This window comes from Streptomyces sp. NPDC031265, from assembly GCF_055570295.1.
The window spans coordinates 655,361-676,868 of the sequence record NZ_JBVIHM010000001.1; the positions used below are offsets into that span (position 1 = coordinate 655,361).

A 21,508-nucleotide genomic window follows, 5' to 3' on the forward strand; every position below is an offset into this window, starting at 1 on the left:
GGTCCGGGGCGGAGCCCCCGTAAGCGGGGTGCAGGGGCCGCAGGCCCCGCAAGGGGGGTCCGGGGGCGCAGCCCCCGGGAAACCCACCTCCACCCCCCACCCACCCCCGGAGGGTCTAGGTGAAGGGGCGGGGTGGGGCTCACAGCCTGCTCAGCGACGCCGTCGCCAGCAGCACGTCCCGGATCGCCTCGCGGTCGCCCAGGTGGCCCGCCGCCGCGTCCTCCGGTTTGACGTGGCCTGCCGCCAGGCGGCAGAACTCGACGCCGTCCAGGGCGATGTGGGCCACCTCGTGGTCGGGGGAGCCGACCGCCGCCGGGGAGTCGAGCGCGATGTACCAGTCACCGCCGCCCGCGCCCTCGATCTCCAGGCGCAGGGAGCGCCCGGGCGAGCCCGCCGTGACCAGCTGGCGCGGCGGCGACGCCAGACCCGCACGCCGGCGCGCGGCCAGCGTGTCCGGGAGGATCCGTGCCGCCAGATCGATCATCCGGTGCAGATGCGCCCCGGACGGCGGGTCGTACGGGTAGTCCACCGCCTCCGCGATGTCCTCCGCGTGGATCCAGCACTCGAAGGCCCGGTCGAGGAGCGCGTCCTGGAGCGGGAGGGCGAAGCCGCCGTAGGGGACGGCCAGTTCGGCAGCGCCCCGGCCCGCGAACGACACCGTACGGATCAGCGTGTGCGTCTGCTCGCGCCACGGCTCCCGTACCGCCCGCGTCAGCGGAAAGCGCGTCGAGGTCCAGAAGGCCTCGGTGCGGGCCGTCGGACCCGAAGGGAGGCCCGCGCCCGACGGGTCGTTCAGGCCCAGCGCCGCCGTCACGAGGCCGTCCACCACCATCAGGTGGCCGATCACGCCCGCCACCGTCGTCTTGCGGTTCACCTGCCGCTCCCGCTCGAACCACTTCAGCCGCACCGGCGCGTGCCACTCCGCGTCGCCGAAGTCGTTGAGCAGTGCGTCGAGCCGGGCGGCCTCCGCGTCGTACGCGGACGCCCAGTCCGGTACCGGGATGCGTGCCGGGCGCCGGCCCAGACAGTTCTCCAGGACCCGGGACCGCAGCAGCGGGTCCAGATCGAGGCTGCGGTCGGTTTGCAGCAGCCCCACCGCGTCCCGCAGCCGCAGCGCCTCGTCCGCGCAGGGTGCGCATTCGGTGAGGTGTGCCTCCACGGCCTCGGTCTCCTCCGCCGAGCACGCGGTCAGCGCCCATGCCCCGAGCAGCGATTTCAATATGGCGTGCGAGCGGACGACCGGCTCCGGCGGCGGGGGCGGCGGGAGGGACGGCAGCCGTTCGATGTCGTCCGCGGCCCGGCGCGGTGGCGGTATGCGCGGCGTGCCGTTCTCGTCGTCGGGAAGCGGCGGACCCTGCTCGGCGGGCCCGTTCACAGCGCACGTCCGTAACCGGGCGGCGAGGACCTCTCAGGCGGGCGGGTGTTCGCCGTGGACAGCAGCTGGAGCCCGAGCCGCAGCCGGCGCCGGGCCTCGTCCTCGCTGATGGAGAGGTCGGCGGCGGCCTGCCGGTAGTCGCGGCGCTGGTGGTACGCCAGTTCCAGGGCCTGGCGCAGCGGCGCGGGCATCGACGTCACGATGTAGTCGGCGCGGGCGGCCGCGGTGGCCCGCAGCACCTTCGCCTCCAGCTCCTCGGTGGAGCCGCCGCGCTCCGCGTACTGCGCCACCTCGGCCTGGCGCAGCCGCAGCACGGCCTGGCGCTGGGTGAGTTTGGCGATCCAGGAGCGCATGGAGCCCTGCTTGGGGTCGTACGCGTCCGGGTTCTCCCACACGTAGCCGAACACCTCGCGGGTGATCTGGTCGGCGGCGGAGTCCTCGCCGAGCACACGGTGGGCCAGGCTGTGCACGAGCGAGGCGAACCGGTCGTACAGCTCGCCGAGCGCGGCCGCCTCGCCGCGCGCCAGGCGCTGCTGCATCTTGCGGTCCCAGCGAGGTGGTGCGTCCTTCGCCATGCGGCTCCCCAACCGTCTACGCGTATACCGTTGTGCGATCTTTGTGTCTTTTGTCCGCGCCCCTGTGTACTCGTGTCTCCTCGAATGTAGTGCGCCCGACCGAGAACGAGCGCTCCTTTACGGCAAGTGCGCCCCCGGACCGGCAGGTCGTGATAAAGGCGAAGTGGTTTCGCGCGATCCGGTACGGGAAGGCGCGCTGGTACGGGCGGGGGCCGACGGCACAGAGAGGTACCGGACGCGTGACGCTGATCGTGAACGAGGCCGAGCAGGGCGGATGGGCCGTGGTGTGCGTCCGCGGGGAACTGGACCTGGTGACGGCGCCGCAGGTCAGGCGCGTGGTCCACGAGGCGGTCGCGGCGGGCCGGCACGATCTGGTGCTCGATCTGTCCGGGGTGCTGTTCTGCGACTCCAGCGGTGTGGGCGTCCTGATCGCCACCCGCCGTCTGATCCGCTCCTGCCGGGGCAGGCTCCGGCTGATCCTCCCTGCCCGGGGTGCGGTCGAGGGCTCGCACGTGAACCGGGTGCTGGCGGCCCTGGGAGTACGCCGTCTCTTCGACGTGTACGGGGACGTGGACGCGGCGGCGGGGGACGAGTCGCAGCCGCTGTCGGCGTGAGGACCGCACATACGTGAGGGCCGCGCCTTCAGGGGCGCGGGGAACTGCGCGCCCAGCCACACACGGCCCGCACCCGGGAACTCAGCCCCCACCACCCCCGAACATCTCCCGCAACCTGTACTTCAGCACCTTCCGCAACGTCTCGTTGCGAGGCAGCGCATCCACCACCTCCACCTGCTCGGGCAGCTTGTGCACGGACAGGCCCTGCGCCCGCAGATGGGAGGTCACCTCGGCCAAGGTCAACTCCGCCGAACCCGGCGCCTGTTCAACCACCGCGCAGACCCGTTCCCCCCGCTCCGCGTCCGGCAGCCCGATCACCGCCACATCGACCACCCCGGCGTGCCGGTGCAGCAGATCCTCGATCTCCTTCGCCGAGATGTTCTCGCCCTTGCGGATGATCACGTCCTTGAGCCGCCCGGTGAGCACCAGATGCCCGCTCTCCTTCACGAACCCCAGATCGCCCGTGCGCAGGAACCCGTCCGCGTCGAAGGCCTCGGCGGTCTGTGCGGGGTCCACATACCCCTGGCACACGGCCTCCCCGCGCAGCCGCACCTCGCCGTCGACGATCCGTATCTCCATGCCCTCGGGCGGCCGCCCCTCCGTCGTGGCCAGGTTCTCCTCCGTGTCGTCCGGTGAGCCCATCGTGATCATCGGGACCTCGGTCATGCCGTAGCCGTGGGTCAGTTGCACCCCCATCTCCCGTACGACGGAGCGGTAGACCTCCGGCGGCTTGGGCGCCCCGCCGCCCGCGAGCAGCCGCAGCGAGGGGATGACCTTGGCGCCCGGCCGCTTGCGCTGCTCGGCCAGGAACATCGAGTAGAAAGCGGTCGACCCGCCGGCCACCGTCACGCCGTGCTCGCGGTACGCCTCCAGCGCGTCCGGCAGCGCGAACTGCTCGAACATCACCGCGGGGAAGCCGTACAGGAGCAGCATCACGGTGTAGTCGGGCCCGGCGATGTGGGCGTACGGGAACGCCATCGAGCCCACGTCGTCCGCCGACAGGTGCAGCGCGTGCGCCAGGCACGAGCCGCCCGCGATCAGCGAGCGGTCGGTGTGCAGCACGCCCTTGGGGTCGGAGGTGGTGCCCGAGGTCCAGTAGATCCAGCGGACGGTGGTGCCGTCGGCGGGCGGGGGCGGCAGGACGGCCGGGTCGCCGTCCGGGAGCGTCCCGTACGCCTCGAAGACGCCCCGCGCGCCAAGGCGGGCCGCCATCGCGGTGTGGTCGAACCCGCGCCAGAGCCCGGGCACCGCGAAGAACTCCGCGCCCGACTCCCGTAGGGCGAAACCCACTTCGCGGTCGCGGTAGAAGGGGATGACGGGCGACTGGACGGCCCCGAGCCGGGCGAGGGCGAAGGAGAGGAGCGCGGTCTCGATCCGGGTGGGCAGCTGCCAGGCGACCACCGTGCCGGGCCGTACGCCCAGGTCGTAGAGGCCCGCTGCCACCCGCTCGGCGCGGTCGCGCAGCTCGCCGAAGCTCAGGGCGCGGTCGTCCTGGAGCAGGACGGGCCGGTGGGGGGTGAGGGCGGCGCGGCGGGCGACCAGTTCCCAGAGGGTGCGCGAGGCGCCCAGTGCGTGTGCGGTGTCGTTCACTCCGACGTCATTCACTTCGACCCCCAGTGACCGCGTAACTGACGAGTAGTCAGATCGTGGGCAGAGCGTAGGGCGCACCGCCTTGTCGGTCCAGGGGTGCGGGGCTAGCCTGATATCTGACGGACCATCAGATATGTGAGTCGGGTGGAGGCCACGCATGACCGAACTGCCGCGCATCGTCAGCGTCGACGACCATGTGATCGAACCGGCCCACCTCTTCGAGACCTGGCTCCCGGCCAGGTACCGCGAGCGCGGGCCGCGCCCGCTGACCGCCGGGATCGGTGAACTGGCCTACGTGGGCGGCAAGTACCGGATCACCATGGACCCGGAAGGACCGCCGACCGACTGGTGGATCTACGAGGACCTGAAGTTCCCGTACAAGCGCAACATCGCCGCCGTCGGCTTCGACCGCGACGACATGACGCTGGAGGGCATCACTCGCAAGGAGATGCGGCGGGGCTGCTGGGATCCGAAGGCGCGCCTCGCCGACATGGATCTCAATCACGTCGAGGCGTCGCTGTGCTTCCCGACCTTCCCCCGGTTCTGCGGGCAGACGTTCGCGGAGGCGCGGGACAAGGAGGTCGCGCTTGCCTGTGTGCGCGCGTACAACGACTGGATGGTGGAGGAGTGGTGCGGGGACAGCGGGGGGCGGCTGATCCCGCTCTGTCTGATCCCGCTGTGGGACATCGATCTGGCCGTGGCGGAGATCCGGCGCAACGCGGCACGCGGCGTACGTGCCGTGACCTTCTCCGAGATCCCCACCCACCTGGGCCTGCCGTCGATCCACTCCGGCTACTGGGACCCGTTCTTCGCGGTCTGCGAGGAGACCGGGACGGTGGTGAACATGCACATCGGGAGCAGCTCGCAGATGCCCGCCGCATCGCCGGACGCCCCGCCCGCCGTCCAGGCCTCGCTCAGCTTCAACAACGCGATGGCGTCGATGATGGACTTCCTCTTCTCCGGGGTCCTGGTGAAGTTCCCCCGCCTCACACTGGCGTACTCCGAAGGGCAGATGGGCTGGATCCCGTACGCCCTGGAGCGCGCCGACGACGTGTGGGAGGAGCACCGCGCCTGGGGTGGGGTCCGCGACCTCATCCCCGAGCCGCCCTCCACCTACTACTACCGGCAGATCTTCTGCTGCTTCTTCCGCGACAAGCACGGCATCGCATCGATCGAGACCGTAGGCGTCGACAACGCGACCTTCGAGACGGACTACCCGCACGTCGACTCGACCTTCCCGCACACCAAGGAGGTCGCCCTCGACCACGTCAAGGGCCTCGACGACGAGACGGTGTACAAGCTGATGCGGGGCAATGCGATCCGCATGCTGGGATTGGACCTCGACCGCTGATGGACCTCTCGTACACGCCCGAGGAGGAGGAGTTCCGGGCACGGCTCAGGGAGTGGCTCGCGGCCGTGCTGCCGGGGCTGCCGCCGAAGCCGGACCCGCTGGACTGGCCGGGGCGGCGCGCGTATGACACCGGCTGGCAGCGGATGCTGTACGACGCCGGGTACGCGCGCGTGCACTGGGGCGCGTCCGCCACCCTGCGGCTGATCTTCCTGGAGGAGACCGAGCGCGCCGGGGCGCCCTATGTCGGCGCGAACTTCGTGGGGCTGCTGCACGCGGGCCCCACCATCGCGGCCGAGGGAACCGAGGAGCAACGCGCGCGGTGGCTGGAGCCGGTGCTGCGCGGGGACGAGGTGTGGTGCCAGGGGTTCAGTGAGCCCGACGCGGGCTCGGACCTGGCGGCCCTGCGGACCCGGGCGGTGCGCGACGGGGACGCGTACGTGGTGAGCGGCTCCAAGATCTGGACCTCGCACGCGGAGGTCGCCGACTGGTGCGAACTGCTGGTGCGCACCGATCCCGACGCACCCAAGCACCGGGGCATCAGCTGGCTGGCGATGCCGATGGACGCGCCCGGCATCACGGTACGGCCGCTGCGGACCCTCGCCGGGTCGGACGAGTTCGCCCAGCTCTTCCTCGACGAGGTGCGGATCCCGGTCGACCACCGCGTCGGCGCCGAGAACGACGGCTGGCGCGTGACCATGGTGACGTTGTCGTACGAGCGGGGCACGGCCTTCGTCGGCGAGGTGGTCGCCTGCCGCCGCGTCCTGGTGGAGATCGTCCGCGCGGCCCACAAGAACGGCACCTGGGATGATGCGGTGATCCGCCGCCAACTGGGGTGTCTGCACGCCGAGTTCACCGCGCTCTGGCGACTGATCCAGTGGAACGTGAGCGAGTCCGAGCATACCGGCGGCGTCCCCGGGGTCGGCGGTTCGGTCTTCAAGCTCCGCTACTCGCACGCCCGCCAGGAGCTGTACGACGCGGCCGCCGCCGTCCTCGGCCCCGACGCACTCGACCTCGGCCGCGAGTGGACCCTGGACCGGCTGTCCTCGCTCTCGTACACCATCGCCGCCGGCACCTCGCAGATCCAGCAGAACATCGTCGCCGAGCGGATCCTCGGCCTGCCGAAGGGCCGCTGATGGACTTCCAACTCACCGACGACCAACGGGCGTTGAGGTCAGGCGTACGGGACCTGCTCGCCCGGCGCTTCGACTCCACGGCGCTGTGGGCGGCCGTCGACGGGGGCGGGCTCGACCGGGGTCTGTGGCGGGCGCTCGGCGAGGCCGGGTTCTTCGCGCTGCGGCTGCCGGAGGAGGCGGGCGGGGTGGGGCTCGGGCTGCCCGAGGCGGTGCTGCTCTTCGAGGAGGCCGGGCGGGCGCTCCTCCCCGGCCCGCTGATCGCCACGCATCTGGCGGCGGGCCTGGTCGAGGGGGCGGCCGAGGGCCGGACGGTGGTGACCGCGCCCGACGGGGGCCTGGTGGAGTGGCTGGAGGAGGCCGAAGTCGTACGGGGAGACGTCACCGTCGCCGAGCCGATCCGCTCGGTGGACCCGCTCACCCCCCTGCACCGCCTGCCGGACGGCGGGGACAAGGGGCCGCCGGAACGGGCGCTGCTGACCGCCGCCGAGCAACTGGGCAGTGCGGGGCGCACCACCGCGATGGCCGTCCAACACGCCTGTGGGCGCGAGCAGTTCGGACAGCCCATCGGCGCGTTCCAGGCGGTCAAACACCTGTGCGCGCAGATGCTGGTCCGCACCGAGGTGGCCCGCGCCGCCGTGTACGCGGCGGCCGTGACCGGGGACCAGGTGGAGATCGCGGGCGCCAAGCTGCTGGCCGACGAGGCGGCGGTGCGGTGCGCCCGGGACTGCCTCCAGGTGTACGGCGGGATGGGCTTCACCTGGGAGGCGGAGGTCCATCTGCATCTGAAGCGGGCGTGGCTGCGGCGCGAGCGCTGGCTGCCGACGGTCCTGGCGCAGGAGCTCCAGGCGGCGGCGCTGGAGGGGGCGATGTGAGAGGAGCCGCCGGCAGGGGTTCCGGCCGGACGCGCCAGGGCGGTCCGAGGTCCCACGAGACGTTGGCCGAAGCGTGATGAAGCGTCACCGAGCGTCGATACCGGGTTGTGTCCTTCGCCGGACTCGTCACGCGCCGGAGTCGGGGCCGCCCTCGGGTACCCTCCGTGGGGTGCGATCCCCCAGGCATCCCGCGCGCTCCTGTTCGACCCCCCGCAATGTGCGTCGCACAGTGTGCACCACGCGTACTCCTTCGCGCTGGAATATGCCTGAAGCGCTTGTTGCGGTGACTGTACGTCAACCATGCTGTCTCGTAAGGAAATCACGTTCCGTGAACTTGTCGAGGCGCGAGGCGATGTGTCCGCCGGTTCGGATGGTGTGAGCGGTGCAGGTGCTTCAGGTTCAGTTGGAGGTCGGAGCCGACCCCGCCGAGGTGGGGCGCGCTCGCAGATGGGCTCGCTCGCGGCTGGCCGGGTCCGGGATACGGCTGGACGAGCCGCTCGCCGAGACGTTGATCCTGATCATCTCGGAGCTCGTCACCAACGCGGTGGTGCACACCGGCTGTCCCGCCGTGCTGCGGATGCTGTTCGGCCCCCTCGGCGGACCGGCCGACGGCGGTACGGTCCGGGTCGAGGTGGCCGACACCAGTGCGTGCGCCCCGAAGCCGCGCCACGCGGACGGCGACGACACCAACGGCCGGGGCCTTGAGCTGGTCGACGGCCTCGCCGACCGCTGGGGCTGGCAGGCGGAGGGCGCGGGCAAGTCGATCTGGTGCGAGGTGGACCGGTGCTGCGACGGGGGCGCGCCGGAGCGTACGGGCGGGGCGTTCGAGCCGGGCGCGTATGAGCCGTCGTGCGCCGTCACAAATCGGGCATAAGCGGCATACCTTTCACTGGGTGTTGACGCGCCGTGTCGGCCTGATCACCCTTGGATGAGCGATTCGTCGCGAGGGGACGCCGAGGGCGCGGACTGGTCCTTGGTCCGTCCTGGGCCGGTCCTGGTTCTCCTCGGCGAGTGCGGGTCGTGGCTCGGCGTGGGCTCAGGGCAAGGCTCCTTCGGTCCATGGGGAGCAGGGCGAGCACGCCGCAGCCGGGTGGCGGCCGCCGTGCCGTGCTCGGGGTGCGCATGACGCGCCGCCACCCGTGAATGTGCGCCACCCCCGTATGCCCCGCCGCTACAGCGCGGCGACCGGCGCGACCGGCGTCCCCGTGGCGCCCACGAACGGCTCGGGCATCGCCGACAGCCAGAACGCGTACCGCCGCTCTTGCGCACAGGCTGTGGACAACTCTTCGAGATTCCAGTTCTGGCCCTGCAGCATCCCCATCTCGACCAGGTCGAGCGCGTGCACCGGCAGCCACAGGTTCTCGACCTCCGGCGGGAAGATCTCGAAGGTGAGGGTGTCGTTGGCGACCGCCGCGACATCGCGCGCGTGGAACCACTCGGGCGTACGGAGGGAGAGGCCCGGCGAGGGGAACCCGTACCCGTGCTTGTCGCCGCCCAGGCAGAGCTGGATCTGGCCGGTGCGTACGAGCACGATGTCGCCCGCGCGTACGGTGACGCGGCCCAGTTCCTCGGCCGCCGCCAGGTCCTCGGGGGTGACCGCGTGCCCGCCGGGCAGCCGGTCCACGCCGTGGACGCGGGCCACATCGAGCAGGACGCCGCGCGAGACGAGGTGGCGGGGCTTGTCGATCCCGCTGAACTCCGCGCCGCCGTGGGCGGTGATGGTCGCGGCCGGGCGGCCGTTGTAGATGCGGCCGGAGTGCGAGACATGGGTGAGGGCGTCCCAGTGGGTGGCGGCCTGGAGCCCGAACGTCACGGCGTCGTCGCTGGTGGCGACGGTGCCGGGGCCGAAGATCTCCTGGTTGATCTGCACCATGGTGTGCAGCGGGTTGACCCGGCCGGGGATCAGCCCGGTCTGGACGCCGTTCTGCTCCAGGGGGAGCGCGAGGGGGATGCGACGGCCCGTGCGGACGGTGGCGGCGGCGGTGCGTACGACGTCGTCGGTGATGAGGTTGAGCGTGCCGATCTCGTCGTCGGGGCCCCAACGCCCCCAGTTGTTCACGCGTTTGGCGATGTCGTGGAACTCGGGGGGCAGTGCGGAGGCTGCTGGCATGTGGGCCCTCCCTGGGTCTTGTCTTCCGGTGGCTGCCGGGCTCTAGAATCTAACGGTCCGTCAGAAACCGCGGGAAGGGGCCGGGCGTGGGGAACTTCTTGGCAGGCAAAGTGGTCGCCGTGACCGGCGCGGGGCGCGGCATCGGCCGCGCGGTGGCGCTCGCGGCGGCGGCCCAGGGCGCGAAGGTCGTCGTCAACGACTACGGCGTCTCGATCGAGGGCGCCTCGCCCAGCAGCGAGATCGCGGACGCGGTGGTCAAGGAGATCGAGGCGGCGGGCGGCGAGGCGGTCGCCGTCGCCGACGACATCTCGACCATGGAGGGCGGCCAGCGCATCGTCGACACCGCGCTCACCCGGTGGGGCCGGGTGGACGGGGTGGTGTGCGTGGCGGGGATCCTGCGCGAGCGCATGCTCTTCAACATGACGGAGGAGGAGTGGGACCCGGTGGTGGCCACCCACCTCAAGGGCACGTTCACCGTGTTCCGGGCGGCGTCGGCGGTGATGCGGAAGCAGGGCACGGGCACGCTGATCGGCTTCACCAGCGGCAACCACCAGGGGAGCGTGGCGCAGGCGAACTACAGCGCCGCGAAGGGCGGGGTGATCTCGCTGGTACGCAGCGCGGCGCTGGGCCTGCACAAGTACGGCGTCACGGCCAATGCCGTCGCCCCCGTCGCCCGCACCCGGATGTCCGCCAACGTCCCCCTGGAGCTCAAGGAGATCGGTGAGCCGGAGGATGTGGCGGCGTTCGTGGTCTATCTGCTCAGCGACGCGGCCCGGTCGGCCGGGATCACCGGTCAGGTGTACACGGTCGCCGGCCCCAAGATCGCGGTCTGGGCGCAGCCGCGGGAGCTTCGGGCCGGGTACGTCGCGGAGGGCGCGTGGACGCCGGAGCGGATCGCGGAGTTCCTGCCGGGGGGTGTGGGGGTGGATCCCATGCCGTTGCTGGAGCGGGTGGGGGAGATGGAGCGGGCGGCGAGCGCGGACGCGCGGCCGAACACGTGAGGACGCCCCGCCCCGCCAACCCCTCCGGGGGTGGGTGGGGGGTGGAGGCTCGTTTCCCGGGGGCTGCGCCCCCGGACCCCGAGCGGGGCCTGCGGCCCCTGCACCCCGCTTCGGGGCTCCGCCCCGGTTCCGTTCGTCTGCGGGTCGTCTGTGGCCGGTCGCGCAGTTCCCCGCGCCCCTGAAGGGCGGGAGCTCCGCTCCCTGCCCCGCGCCCCGGCGCCGGAAGGGCTGGATGTGCCTGGGCCCCGTTCCTCGCACCCCGGAGGGCCTGAAATGTGGCCGCGCCCCCTTCTGCCTTTAGGGGCGCGGGGAACTGCGCGACCAGCCCCCACCGAACCCGCAGACGAACCCGGGGCCCCACGGGCGGAGCCCCCGGCCGCCCGCCCAGGGCCTTGGGGAAGGGGCGGGGTGGGGGGAAACCCCACCACACCACCAGGAGGCAACCACATGGACTTCCGGTTCTCCCCCCACGACGACACCTTCCGGCGCGACGCCCGCGCCTGGCTCGACGCAAACCCGCCCGACAAAGCCCCCCGCCAATGGGAGCGAACCCTCGGCGACGCCGGATGGATCGGGCTCGGGTGGGGCGCGACACCGTACGGGAACCGCAACGGCACCCTCACCCAACAGGTCATCTGGGCCGAGGAATACGCCCGTACCGAGAACACCCCGCCCCGCCTCGGCCACATGGGCGAGAACCTCCTCGCCCCCACCCTCCTCACCCACGGCACCTCCGCCCAGAAGGCCCGCTTCCTGCCCGGCATCGCCCGCGGCGAGGCGATCTGGTGCCAGGGCTACAGCGAACCCGGCGCCGGCTCCGACCTCGCCGCCGTCCGAACCACCGCCACCCGCGAACCCACCGGCGCGTACCGCCTCACCGGTCAGAAGGTCTGGACCTCGCACGCCCACGAAGCCGACTGGTGCTTCGTGCTCGCCCGTACCGAATCCGGCTCGCACCGCCACCACGGCCTCTCCCTCCTCCTCGTCCCGATGGACCAGCCGGACGGCAGGGTCGAGGTCCGGCCGATCCGGCAGCTGACGGGGACGAGCGAGTTCAACGAGGTCTTCTTCGACGACGCCCGCGCCGACCCGGACCATCTCGTCGGCGGCGAGGGCAACGGCTGGCGCGTCGCCATGGACCTGCTCGCCGCCGAACGCGGAGTCTCCACCCTGGCCCAACAGATCGGGTTCGAGGAGGAGTTGGAGCGCATCATCCAGCACACAGGAGCAGGCGCCCTCGACCCCCTCCTCCGCGACCGGATCGTCCGCCAGTGGGCCGAGCTCCGCACGATGCGCTGGAACGCGCTGCGTACCCTCGGCGGCGACGACCCCGCCGCCCCCAGCGTCGCCAAACTCCTCTGGGGCGGCTGGCACCAGCGTCTCGGTGAGCTCGCCATGGCCGTACGGGGCGCGGCCGGCGCTGTCGGTCCGTACGACTGGAGCGAGGAAAGGCCGTACGAACTCGACGCGTTACAGCGGCTGTTCCTCTTCTCGCGGGCCGACACCATCTACGGCGGCTCCGACGAGATCCAGCGCACCATCATCGCCGAGCGCGTGCTCGGCCTGCCGAGGGAGGCCAGGGGCCAGTGAGAGGTGTTCTGTTCGACGGTACGCACGCACAGGTGGTCGACGACCTGGAGGTGCGCGATCCGGGGCCCGGCGAGGTCCGGGTGGCGATCGCCGCCGCCGGGCTCTGCCACTCCGACCTCTCCGTCATCGACGGGACGATCCCCTTCCCCGTACCCGTGGTGCTCGGCCACGAGGGCGCGGGCGTCGTCGAGGCGGTCGGGGTGGGCGTCACCCATGTCGCCCCCGGCGACCACGTGGCGCTCTCCACCCTCGCCAACTGCGGTGCCTGCGCGGACTGCGACCGAGGGCGGCCCACCATGTGCCGCAAGGCGATCGGACGGCCCGGACGGCCGTTCTCGCGCGGCGGCGCGCCCGTCCACCAGTTCGCCTCCAACTCCGCCTTCGCCGAACGTACGGTGGTCAAGGCCGTTCAGGCCGTGAAGATCCCTGCCGACCTTCCGCTCGCCTCCGCCGCTCTCATCGGGTGTGCCGTCCTCACCGGCGTGGGCGCCGTACTGAACCGGGCCCGCGTCGACCGCGGCGACACCGTCGTCGTCATCGGCACCGGCGGCATCGGTCTCAACGTCCTGCAGGGCGCCCGGATCGCGGGTGCGCGGACGGTCGTCGCCGTCGACACCAACCCGGCGAAGGAGGCCGCCGCCCGGCAGTTCGGCGCCACCCACTTCCTGACGTCGGTGGACGGCGTACGGGAGGTCCTGGTGACCGGCGCCGACCACGTCTTCGAGTGCGTGGGCCACGTCGGGCTCGTCCGGCAGGCCGTCGACCTGCTCGACCGGCACGGCCAGGCGATCCTGCTCGGCATGCCCGCGCCGACCGCGGAGGCGACGTTCGCGCCCGCCGCGATGTTCCTGGACAAGTCCATCCTCGGCTGCCGGTACGGGAGTTCACGGCCCCAGCACGACATCCCCCGGTACGCCGAGCTGTACCGCACCGGCGTCCTGCTCCTCGACGAGCTGGTGACGGAGACGTACCCCATAGAGGACTTCGCCAAGGCCGTCGACGACGCACGGCAGGGGAGGGTCGCTCGCGGGGTGCTGACCTTCTGAGGGCGGGGCGGCGGCAAGCCCCCCGCCCCGATAAGTAGTTGAAGCCGAGCCGGGACCCCGGGCTATCTTCAGCCCCATGAGCTATCGCGACCTCGCCACGCGCCCCATCCTGACCTGGGCACTTGTCGCCGTCGGGGCGCGGGCGCCGGTTGCGATGGCGCCGCTGGCCGTCGTTTTCATGGTCCGCGACCGGCCCGGCGGGTACACCCTCGGCGCCGTGCTCGCCGCCGTCTACGTACTCGGCGAGATCGTCGGCGCACCCCTGCTCGGCATGCGACTGCGCGCCGAGCGGGCGCGGCCGCACCTGGCGGCGGGGCTCGCGGGCGGGGCGGTCGGGTTCGCCGTGCTCGGCCTCGCCCACGACGCCCACCCGGTGGTGCTCGGCGCCGCCGCGTTCGTCGCCGGGGCTGCGCCCGCCGCGACCTCCGGGGGACTGCGCGCGATGCTCGCCGCGATGGTGCCCGAGCGGGCCGTCGCACAGGCGGTCAGCGGCGAGTCGATGCTGATCTTCGGCATCTGGTCGGTGACCCCGGCCGTCACCACCTGGCTGGCGCTGAGCGTCCGCCCGTACCTTCCGATGCTGCTCGCGGCCGCGCTGATGGCCGCCGCCGTCGCCGGGCTGTGGGCGCTGCCGCCGGGCTGGCAGGCCGACACCGCCGACCGGGGCGGCGAGCCGATGCGCCGGGTGCTGTGGCGGGCCTGGCCGGTGTACGTGACCGGCGCGGCCGGCATCTCCCTGCTGGCCCTGGCCGAACTCGTGCTGCCCGCGCTCCTGGAGCAGCGCGGTATCGCGCTCGGCTGGGCGGGCCCGCTGCTCGCCGGGTTCTCGGCCGGGTCGGCGGCGGGCGCCTTCGTGTACGGGCTGCGCTCGTGGCCCGGCGCCCTGCGCGCGCAGAGCCTGGTGCTGCTGCTCGCGGTCTCGGGGTGCGTGGCGCTCGTCGCGCTGCTGCCGGGCGCCGTCTGGCTCGCCGTGCTCCTGGTGCTCGCGGGTGTCCTCCAGGCCGGGGCGATGCTCACCCGCAATCTGCTGCTGCGCGAGGTGCTGCCGCCGAGCGCGCTGACCGCCGGGTACTCGGTGATGTACGCGGCCGTGGGCGCCGGTTACGCGGTCACCGGCACCCTCTCCGGAGTCCTGCTGCGCTCGGTGGCCCCGTCGACGGCGATCCTGGCCGGGGTGGGCCTCACGCTGCTGCTGACGGTGATCGGGGTGCTGCGCGAGCCCGCCCGCGACCGGGCGGCGGGCTCAGCCGCCGACGGGGCCGCTTCCGACGGCGTTGCTTCCGGCGGCGCGGAAGGTACGCCGGTAGACGGTCGGCGGGACGCCGAGCGCAGCCTGTAGGTGCTGGCGCAGCGAGGTCGCCGTACCGAATCCGGCCTCGCGGGCGATCCGGTCCACGGACAGGTCGCTCGTCTCCAGCAGGTGCCGGGCGCGCTCGACGCGCTGCTGGGTGAGCCACTGCCCGGGGCTCAGCCCCGTCTCCTCGCGGAACCGGCGCGTGAACGTCCGTACGGACATCGCCTCCTGCTCGGCCATGTCCCGCAGCTGGATCGGCTCGTCGAGGCGCCCGAGCGCCCAGGCGCGGGCGGCGGTGGTCGTCGCCAACTGCGGCTGCGGCAGCGGGCGTTCGATGTACTGGGCCTGCCCGCCGTCCCGGTGCGGCGGCACCACGGTGCGCCGCGCCACCTCGTTGGCGACCGCCGCCCCGTGGTCGCGCCGCACCAGGTGCAGGCAGAGGTCGATCCCGGCGGCGACCCCGGCCGAGGTCAGCACGTCCCCGTCGTCGACGAACAGCACGTCCGGGTCGACGTCGACGGACGGGAAGAGCCGCTGGAAGTGCTCGGCGTGCCACCAGTGGGTGGTGGCGGGCCGCCCGTCGAGGTACCCGGCGGCGGCCAGGACGTAGCTGCCGGTGCAGATGGAGACCATGCGCGTACCTGGCCGTACGTACGCGAACGCCCGCGCCAGCTCGTCCGTGAGCACGCCCTCCTCGTACACCGGCCCCAGCTCGTGCGAGGCGGGCACGACCACGGTGTCCGCGAGGGCCAGCGCCTCGGGCCCGTTCTCCACGAGCACGGCGAAGTCGGCGTCGGTCTGCACGGGTCCGGGCGCCCGGACCGAACAGGTGACGACGGAGTACAGCGCCTCCCGCCCCTCGCCCCGACTCCGCGCCCGCCCGAAGATCCGCTGCGGAATCCCGAGCTCGAAGGGGAGCAGGCCGTCGAGGGCCAGGACGACTATGCGGTGGGGCTGGGGCGGGGCCATGGGCCGAGTGTATGTGGCCCGATCTCTTCGGGCCATGCCGATCGAGCCATCGCTACTGGGGCTGCCCCGGCTCCTCCTGCCGGGCCGCCGCGTCGAGGATCTCGTCCACGGTGACGACGATGATCCGGTCCCGCTCGGCGGGCCCGAGCGCCGGCGGCAGCGCGTCCTCCCGGACCAGCCGGTCCTGCACGTGGCGCACGATCACCTCGCGCCGGGGCGCGGCCGCCCTGCTCCTCAGATCGTTGTAGACCGTCCAGGCCAGGGTCCCGATGCTCACGATGAGCGCGCCGAGCGAGTTGAGGTCGGTGTACTGGTCGGGACGGGTGGCGGCGCCGCGTGCGTACAGCGCGGCCTCCACGTCGTCGGGGAGGCCGGGACAGGTCTGCGCGGCGAGCCGCCGGGCGGCGGCGCGGACGCCGAGCTCGATGGGTTCGGCGATGGGGTCGGCCATGGGTGGGAGCCCTCCTGGGGGTCGGATTCAGTCGGTGGTGGGCGCGGGTGGAGGTGTGAGGACGTATTGGCGTACGGCTGAGGGGAGGGGGTTTCCGGTGACGGACTGCCAGGTCTGCTCCAGGGCGGGCAGGCCCAGCGCTTCGGTCATCAGCCGCAGGCGCCAAGGGCCCTGCCCGGTCTCGGGGTGCGGGACCTCCTCGAACTGCGACACACATCTGACGGTCCACGCCAGGGCCGCCTCCGGCCGGTTCAGCTCTGCGGCCAGGAGCCCGAGCTGCCCGTATGTCACGGCCATGCCCGGCCGGTCGTCGAGGTCTTCCTTGATGGCGAGGGACTTGCGGAACCACTCCTCGGCCTCGGCCAGCCGCTTCCGGTGCTGGGCGGTGATCCCCAGTGCGTGGTAGCTGCTGGCCATGCCGGGACGGTTGCCGAGGTCTTCCTTGATGGCGAGGGACTTGTGGTACCACTCCTCGGCCTCCTCCAGCTGGCCTCTCAGGTGATGGACAGCGCCGAGCTGCTGATATCCGACGGCGATGGCCGTCCGGTCGCCGAGGGCCTCCTCGATGGTGAGGGACTTGTGGTACCACTCCTCGGCTTCCGTGAGCCGTCCTTGCAGTTGGTTGACGACGCCGAGCTGGTGGTAACTGCCCGCCATCCCGGGCTGGTTGACCAGGTCCTCTTCGATGGCGAGGGACTTGTGGTACCACTCCTCGGCTTCCGTGAGCCGTCCTTGCAGTTGGTTGACGACGCCGAGCTGGTGGTAACTGCTGGCCATTCCCGGCCGGTTGCCCAGGTTCTCCTCGATGGTGAGGGACTTGTGGTAGAGCTCCTCGGTCTCGGCCAGGTGCCCGCGGTGCTGGGCGACCATGCCCAGTGCGTGGTAGCTGCGGGCCATGCCGGCCTGGTTGCCGAGCTCCTCCTTGATGGTGAGGGACTTGTGGTACCACTCCTCGGCCTGCGTCATCCGGCCCCGCAACTGACTGACGATGCCGAGCTGGTGGTAACTGCTGGCCATGCCGGTCCGGTTGCCGAGGCCCTCTTCGATGGTGAGGGACTTGTGGTAGAGCTCCTCGGCCTCCTCCAGTCGGCCGCGGTGCTGGGCGACCATGCCGATCTGGTGGTAGCCGGTGGCGATGTTCTTGCGCTGCGCGGGACTGTCGGGGCCGGCCAGCAAGGCCTGGAGATGTGAGCGGTAGGTGCTTTCGGCCAGGTCGAGCCGGCCGGCCACCAGTTCCCGGTTGGCCTGTGACCCGGTGGCGTACGCCCAGAGGGCTCCGGCCGGAGTGCCCAGGTCGGGCGCGGTGCCACCCGGCCCCTCCGCGGCCAGCCTCATACGGGCGGTCCAGCCGCGGGCCTCCTCGCCCAGGCCCCGCATGTCCCAGTAGCTGTCCAGAAGTTGGGCGATGAGCTGTGCGTGCTCCCACATGCACTGGTCGAGGGCGGAGCCGAGCATGCTCCCCAGCATCCGGCGGTGGGCGGCGATCAGCACCATGGCGAGCTGGGCGTGTTCACCGGCCAGCTGCTCACTGAGCCAGAAGCTGAAGGAGACGTGCGCGTCCAAGAGGGCGCGGACGGAAGCAGTGCGCTGCTCGCCGTACGCGTCGGCCGCCTGGGACTTCCAATGGGTGGCCAGATAGGCCGGCAACGCCGGATGGATGCGGTACATCCCGGACCACAGCGGTGTCAGCAGGCCCAGGGCCGACGCCCGGCCGAGCAGTCGCCCCCACTCCTCGACGGTGCGGCCGCTGAACGGCTCGGGCACCCCGTTCATGACCGAGAAGCCCCCGAGCACATTCGCGTCCGCCACCCCGTGCAGCAAACTCAACACGGTCATCGCACGCTGATCCTCCGGCGACAGATGATCGAAGGAGTACGCAATACTCGCGGCCAGCGAAGTCGTCCGGCCGCCATTGCCGTTCCCCGGCAGCGCCCTGATACCCCGCAACCCGTCCAGCAGATCCTGCGCGCTCGTGGTGTCCAGGTGCGGCAGCACCAGCCGCATGCTCAGCGGATGCCCGTCCAGCCACTGCATCACCTCGCCGAACGCGCGCGACTCGCGGGTCTTGCGCGTGTGCGGGTACGGGGCGAGCAGCTGCTCGGCGTACTGGGTGGCCTCCTCGGTGTCCAGGCCGTCGACCCGGATACGGCGGATTCCCTCGCCCAGCCAGTCCTCGTCGGAGCGGCTGGTGATGACGACCGAGGCGCGGCTGTCACGGGCCAGGCGGGACAGGAACGCGCGCATCTCGCCCTGCTCGCGCTCCGGCAGCGGCGGCGTCGCCTGCCCCGGGTCCGGCATGGCCCGTACGGATTCGAAGTTGTCCCACAGCAGCAGGACGCGCCGGGTCCTCAGGGCCCGCTCGACCGCCTCCTGGCGCTGGGCGGCGTCCAGCAGGACGAACTGGGTGTCGAACTTCTCCCCGAAGACGCGGCGCCCGATCGCGTTGACGACGCCGTCGAGGCCGAACGAGGCCACGCCGGGCTCGAAGGAGTGCCAGATCACCCACTCCGGCCGGTCGACCGCGCCCGTGTCGCGGCACCAGCGGCCGAACGCCTTGGCCAGCTCCGTCTTGCCGGTCCCGCCGGGGCCGTGCAGGACCACGACGCGCTGCAGCCGGGCGGCGACGTCCAGCCGGTAGAACAGCGCGTCGCGGCCGATGAACTCGCCCTCCGGGGCGAGCTCCTGGCCCGGTCCGGCCTCCTGGCCGCCCTCGGGGCGGCGGCGGATCGCGTCGAGGATGCCGTCGAGCGACTCCTCCGACTCGCGCTCGGTGCGCAGCCCCGGGAAGCGGACCTCGCTGCGGGTGTAGAAGACCGGCACCATCCAGTCGTCCAGCGGCAGCATCCCCTTGAGGGAGGGCCGTTCGTCGTTCAGGGCCAGCCGCCGGCGCCCCGCCGCGACCGCCTCGGCCATGCGGTCGCCGGCGAACAGCCGCTCGTAGAAGGCGGCCATGAACTCGGACGCGGCCACCGCGTACACGCTGTACGCCATCGCCACCACCGAGGCCACGCCCTCCTGCATCAGCCGGGTGGCCACCGCCGCCTCGACCTGGGAGCCGACGACCGCCGACTGGCAGGCGTTGAGGACCGCCACCGGCACCTGCGCCCCGGCGAGGACCTGCGCCACCCGGCCCGCGGGCACCAGATCGCTGCCGCCGCCGGTCCTCTCGAACGCCAGCATCCCCTGGGGGCCCGACTGCTGGAACATCATCGGGCCCCAGCCGCCGGAGGCCGGTGGGCGGCCGAAGACGCCGTGGCCGTCGAAGTGCACCACCTGGAACGGCTCGCCGGCCTCGCGGGCACGCGTCAGCACCTCCTCCAGTCGCTCCAGGGTCGGCGGCCGCAGCACCACGAGGTCCACGCTCCCGCGCACGGCCTCCAGGCGGCGCAGCAGTGGCCGGGCGATCATCTGGTAGCCGACGTCCGCCTCGCCGTCCGGCCGGGAGATCACCATCAGCACCCGCAGGCGCGAGCCCGGAACGGTGAACACGTGCCGTGTGTCGGCGGTTTGGAGGCTGCGGGAGACCGCCACCTGGTCGAGTGCTATCGGGACCGGCCGCGCCGGATCGGCCATCAGCTCCCAGGGCAGGCCCAGCCGCTCAGCCGATCCCGACCGCAGCACGATCTCCAGCTGCCCGCCCCGCGTCCGCGCCTCGGTGTAGGCCTGCTTCGCCTCGGCCGTGGCGAACAGCGCCGAGAAGATCCGTGCGCCCCACTCCGGCAACTGCGCGGCCACGCGCGGCCCGCGCTGCTCGTACACGCCGAACGGCATCCGCAGATACTGCTCCAGATACCACCGCAGGTCCGCCATCTCCTGCTCGTCCAGCGGCCACACCAGCTCGACCGGCTCCCCGGCCGGTCTGGGGGAGTGCTCCGCGGCGGGCCAGGACGACACCTGCACCCGGCCGTCGTCCCGCAAGTCCACCAGCAGCCGTTCGGTAAGCGGCTCGGCCATGGCCCCACCCCCCCATGATCACCACGAGTGGGTCCCCGGCCACTCAGTGTGAGTGTGAGGATAGACAATCCGGCCTCGTCGCGCGGCCCGAACCCGGTGGCCGGATCCCTGACCGTTACCTGGCCGGATCCCTCGGCGACTTCATGGCCCGATCCCTGCGAAGCATGGCTATCCAGCCACTCGTACGGGGAGAACCGCCCCGCCAAGCTGTCGGCATGTCCCAGACAACCGATGCCGCCGCCCCGGGCGGGCAGCAGGCCGCCCCTTTCCCGCGGCCCCGGCCCGCCCGCCGCTTCCACCGCGCCTGGTTCGTCGCCGCCGTCACGTTCGTGACGATCATCGGCGCGGCCGCCTTCCGGTCGCTGCCGGGGCTGCTCATCGATCCGCTGCACGACGAGTTCGGCTGGTCGCGCGGCACGATCGGGGCGGCGGTCTCGGTGAACCTCGCGCTGTACGGGCTCACCGCGCCCTTCGCCGCCGCGCTGATGGACCGGTACGGCATCCGCCGGGTCGTGGCCGTCGCGCTGACGGTGATCGCGTCCGGGGCCGGACTCACCGTCTTCATGGACTCCGCCTGGCAGCTGATGCTCTGCTGGGGCCTGCTCGTGGGGCTCGGCAGCGGCTCGATGGCGCTGGCGTTCGCCGCGACCGTGACCAACCGGTGGTTCACGGTCCGGCGCGGCTTGGTCACCGGCATCCTCACCGCCGCGTCCGCCTCCGGGCAGCTGATCTTCCTGCCGGTCCTGTCGTGGCTGGTGGAGCACCACGGGTGGCGCCCGGCGTCCGTCACCGTCGCGCTCGCCGCCCTCGCGGTGGTGCCCTTCGTGTGGCTGCTGCTGCGCGACCACCCGGCGGACGTGGGGCTCGCGCCGTACGGCTCGGACACGTACGTCGAGAAGCCCGCGCCCGTCCCCGGCGCCGCCGCCCGCGCGCTGAAGGTACTGGTCTCGGCCGTCCGCACCGGACCGTTCTGGCTGCTGGCGGGCACCTTCGCGATCTGCGGCGCGTCCACCAACGGCCTCATCCAGACGCACTTCGTACCCGCCGCGCACGACCACGGCATGCCCGTCACGGCCGCCGCCGGACTGCTCGCCGTCATCGGCGTCTTCGACGTGGCCGGCACGATCTTCTCCGGCTGGCTCACCGACCGCTTCGAGTCCCGGCGCCTGCTCGCCACGTACTACGCGCTGCGCGGCATCTCGCTCCTCTTCCTGCCGATGCTGCTCGCGCCCTCCATCCATCCGCCGATGCTGTTCTTCATCGTCTTCTACGGCCTGGACTGGGTCGCCACCGTCCCGCCGACGCTCGCGCTCTGCCGCGAGCACTACGGCGAGGACAGCGCCATCGTCTTCGGCTGGGTGCTCGCCTCCCACCAGGTGGGCGCGGCCCTCGTCGCCTTCCTCGGCGGCCTGGCCCGCGACGCCTTCGGCTCGTACGACATGGTCTGGTACGGCTCGGGCGCGCTGTGCGCCGTGGCGGCGCTGATGGCCCTGGTGATCCGGCGCCCCGGCACCGGCGCCCGGACCGCGCCTTTGGCGGAACCCGCGGCGGCGTGATCCCCTCTTCCTTCGGAGGGGGGCCGA

The 21,508-nt window shown here is 72.3% G+C and carries 17 protein-coding genes; 10 read left to right on the forward strand and 7 right to left on the reverse strand.

Annotation, left to right across the window (positions count from 1 at the left end; all coding sequences use genetic code 11):
- Positions 1–139: 139 nt before the first annotated feature.
- Positions 140–1,375, reverse strand: coding sequence for a zf-HC2 domain-containing protein (locus ACZ499_RS03165; RefSeq protein ID WP_468671643.1), 1,236 nt, complete (start codon positions 1,373–1,375; stop codon positions 140–142).
- Complete coding sequence (locus ACZ499_RS03170) at positions 1,372–1,950, reverse strand: sigma-70 family RNA polymerase sigma factor (protein WP_468671646.1); 579 nt, start codon at positions 1,948–1,950, stop codon at positions 1,372–1,374. The genes ACZ499_RS03165 and ACZ499_RS03170 overlap by 4 nt, the downstream gene beginning before the upstream one ends.
- A gap of 239 nt (positions 1,951–2,189) precedes the next feature.
- On the opposite strand from ACZ499_RS03170, the gene ACZ499_RS03175 reads away from it, so the two are divergent.
- Complete coding sequence (locus ACZ499_RS03175; protein ID WP_468411594.1) at positions 2,190–2,564, forward strand: STAS domain-containing protein; 375 nt, start codon at positions 2,190–2,192, stop codon at positions 2,562–2,564.
- Positions 2,565–2,645: 81 nt separating this feature from the next.
- Here ACZ499_RS03175 and ACZ499_RS03180 read toward each other — a convergent pair whose 3' ends face one another.
- Positions 2,646–4,154: a class I adenylate-forming enzyme family protein gene (locus ACZ499_RS03180; RefSeq protein WP_468671650.1), complete on the reverse strand. Its 1,509-nt coding sequence runs from the start codon at positions 4,152–4,154 to the stop codon at positions 2,646–2,648.
- Between the two features lie 157 nt (positions 4,155–4,311).
- Between ACZ499_RS03180 and ACZ499_RS03185 the strand changes: the two genes are divergently transcribed.
- The 4 genes from ACZ499_RS03185 (at position 4,312) to ACZ499_RS03200 (ending at position 8,384) form a co-directional block, all read left to right on the forward strand.
- Positions 4,312–5,505 (forward strand): amidohydrolase family protein, encoded by a 1,194-nt coding sequence (locus ACZ499_RS03185; RefSeq protein ID WP_468671652.1) that lies wholly within the window; start codon positions 4,312–4,314, stop codon positions 5,503–5,505.
- Positions 5,505–6,638 (forward strand): acyl-CoA dehydrogenase family protein, encoded by a 1,134-nt coding sequence (locus ACZ499_RS03190; protein WP_468671654.1) that lies wholly within the window; start codon positions 5,505–5,507, stop codon positions 6,636–6,638. Before ACZ499_RS03185 ends, ACZ499_RS03190 begins: the two co-directional genes overlap by 1 nt.
- On the forward strand, positions 6,638–7,510 hold the full coding sequence (locus ACZ499_RS03195; protein WP_468671656.1) for an acyl-CoA dehydrogenase family protein: 873 nt from the start codon (positions 6,638–6,640) through the stop codon (positions 7,508–7,510). Before ACZ499_RS03190 ends, ACZ499_RS03195 begins: the two co-directional genes overlap by 1 nt.
- Positions 7,511–7,892: 382 nt before the next feature.
- On the forward strand, positions 7,893–8,384 hold the full coding sequence (locus ACZ499_RS03200) for an ATP-binding protein (RefSeq protein ID WP_468671658.1): 492 nt from the start codon (positions 7,893–7,895) through the stop codon (positions 8,382–8,384).
- Positions 8,385–8,681: 297 nt separating this feature from the next.
- On the opposite strand, the gene ACZ499_RS03205 is transcribed toward ACZ499_RS03200, so the two are convergent.
- A complete protein-coding gene (locus ACZ499_RS03205; protein WP_468671662.1) occupies positions 8,682–9,620 on the reverse strand; it encodes a cyclase family protein in 939 nt (312 codons plus the stop codon).
- Between the two features lie 86 nt (positions 9,621–9,706).
- On the opposite strand from ACZ499_RS03205, the gene ACZ499_RS03210 reads away from it, so the two are divergent.
- From ACZ499_RS03210 to ACZ499_RS03225, 4 genes are all read left to right on the forward strand, one after another.
- A complete protein-coding gene (locus ACZ499_RS03210) occupies positions 9,707–10,621 on the forward strand; it encodes an SDR family oxidoreductase (RefSeq protein WP_468671664.1) in 915 nt (304 codons plus the stop codon).
- A gap of 447 nt (positions 10,622–11,068) precedes the next feature.
- Positions 11,069–12,211, forward strand: coding sequence for an acyl-CoA dehydrogenase family protein (locus tag ACZ499_RS03215; RefSeq protein ID WP_468671666.1), 1,143 nt, complete (start codon positions 11,069–11,071; stop codon positions 12,209–12,211).
- Entirely contained in the window at positions 12,208–13,257 is a 1,050-nt protein-coding gene (locus ACZ499_RS03220; protein ID WP_468671667.1) for an alcohol dehydrogenase catalytic domain-containing protein, read from the forward strand. The genes ACZ499_RS03215 and ACZ499_RS03220 overlap by 4 nt, the downstream gene beginning before the upstream one ends.
- A gap of 76 nt (positions 13,258–13,333) precedes the next feature.
- Positions 13,334–14,596 carry an MFS transporter gene (locus ACZ499_RS03225; RefSeq protein WP_468671668.1) on the forward strand — a complete coding sequence of 421 codons (1,263 nt, stop codon included), beginning with the start codon at positions 13,334–13,336 and terminating at the stop codon, positions 14,594–14,596.
- Here the strand turns inward: ACZ499_RS03225 and ACZ499_RS03230 are convergent.
- Genes ACZ499_RS03230 through ACZ499_RS03240 form a run of 3 tightly spaced genes read right to left on the reverse strand, consistent with a single transcriptional unit; the run spans position 14,501 to position 19,925 of the window.
- Positions 14,501–15,520 carry a GlxA family transcriptional regulator gene (locus tag ACZ499_RS03230; protein ID WP_468671669.1) on the reverse strand — a complete coding sequence of 340 codons (1,020 nt, stop codon included), beginning with the start codon at positions 15,518–15,520 and terminating at the stop codon, positions 14,501–14,503. The two genes, ACZ499_RS03225 and ACZ499_RS03230, sit on opposite strands and share 96 nt — an antisense overlap.
- A gap of 52 nt (positions 15,521–15,572) precedes the next feature.
- Entirely contained in the window at positions 15,573–15,971 is a 399-nt protein-coding gene (locus tag ACZ499_RS03235; protein ID WP_468671671.1) for a hypothetical protein, read from the reverse strand.
- Between the two features lie 27 nt (positions 15,972–15,998).
- Positions 15,999–19,925: a CHAT domain-containing tetratricopeptide repeat protein gene (locus tag ACZ499_RS03240; RefSeq protein ID WP_468671673.1), complete on the reverse strand. Its 3,927-nt coding sequence runs from the start codon at positions 19,923–19,925 to the stop codon at positions 15,999–16,001.
- Positions 19,926–20,140: 215 nt separating this feature from the next.
- On the opposite strand from ACZ499_RS03240, the gene ACZ499_RS03245 reads away from it, so the two are divergent.
- Entirely contained in the window at positions 20,141–21,481 is a 1,341-nt protein-coding gene (locus tag ACZ499_RS03245; RefSeq protein WP_468671675.1) for an MFS transporter, read from the forward strand.
- Positions 21,482–21,508: the final 27 nt, after the last annotated feature.

Bases quoted from the DNA above. Each gene is read 5' to 3' on its own strand.
- ACZ499_RS03190 (WP_468671654.1), top strand. From the start codon at position 5,505: ATGGACCTCTCGTACACGCCCGAGGAGGAGGAGTTCCGGGCACGGCTC.
- ACZ499_RS03230 (WP_468671669.1), bottom strand. From the start codon at position 15,520: ATGGCCCCGCCCCAGCCCCACCGCATAGTCGTCCTGGCCCTCGACGGC.
- ACZ499_RS03215 (WP_468671666.1), top strand. From the start codon at position 11,069: ATGGACTTCCGGTTCTCCCCCCACGACGACACCTTCCGGCGCGACGCC.
- ACZ499_RS03245 (WP_468671675.1), top strand. From the start codon at position 20,141: ATGTCCCAGACAACCGATGCCGCCGCCCCGGGCGGGCAGCAGGCCGCC.
- ACZ499_RS03225 (WP_468671668.1), top strand. From the start codon at position 13,334: ATGAGCTATCGCGACCTCGCCACGCGCCCCATCCTGACCTGGGCACTT.
- ACZ499_RS03205 (WP_468671662.1), bottom strand. From the start codon at position 9,620: ATGCCAGCAGCCTCCGCACTGCCCCCCGAGTTCCACGACATCGCCAAA.
- ACZ499_RS03170 (WP_468671646.1), bottom strand. From the start codon at position 1,950: ATGGCGAAGGACGCACCACCTCGCTGGGACCGCAAGATGCAGCAGCGC.
- ACZ499_RS03235 (WP_468671671.1), bottom strand. From the start codon at position 15,971: ATGGCCGACCCCATCGCCGAACCCATCGAGCTCGGCGTCCGCGCCGCC.
- ACZ499_RS03195 (WP_468671656.1), top strand. From the start codon at position 6,638: ATGGACTTCCAACTCACCGACGACCAACGGGCGTTGAGGTCAGGCGTA.
- ACZ499_RS03185 (WP_468671652.1), top strand. From the start codon at position 4,312: ATGACCGAACTGCCGCGCATCGTCAGCGTCGACGACCATGTGATCGAA.
- ACZ499_RS03240 (WP_468671673.1), bottom strand. From the start codon at position 19,925: ATGGCCGAGCCGCTTACCGAACGGCTGCTGGTGGACTTGCGGGACGAC.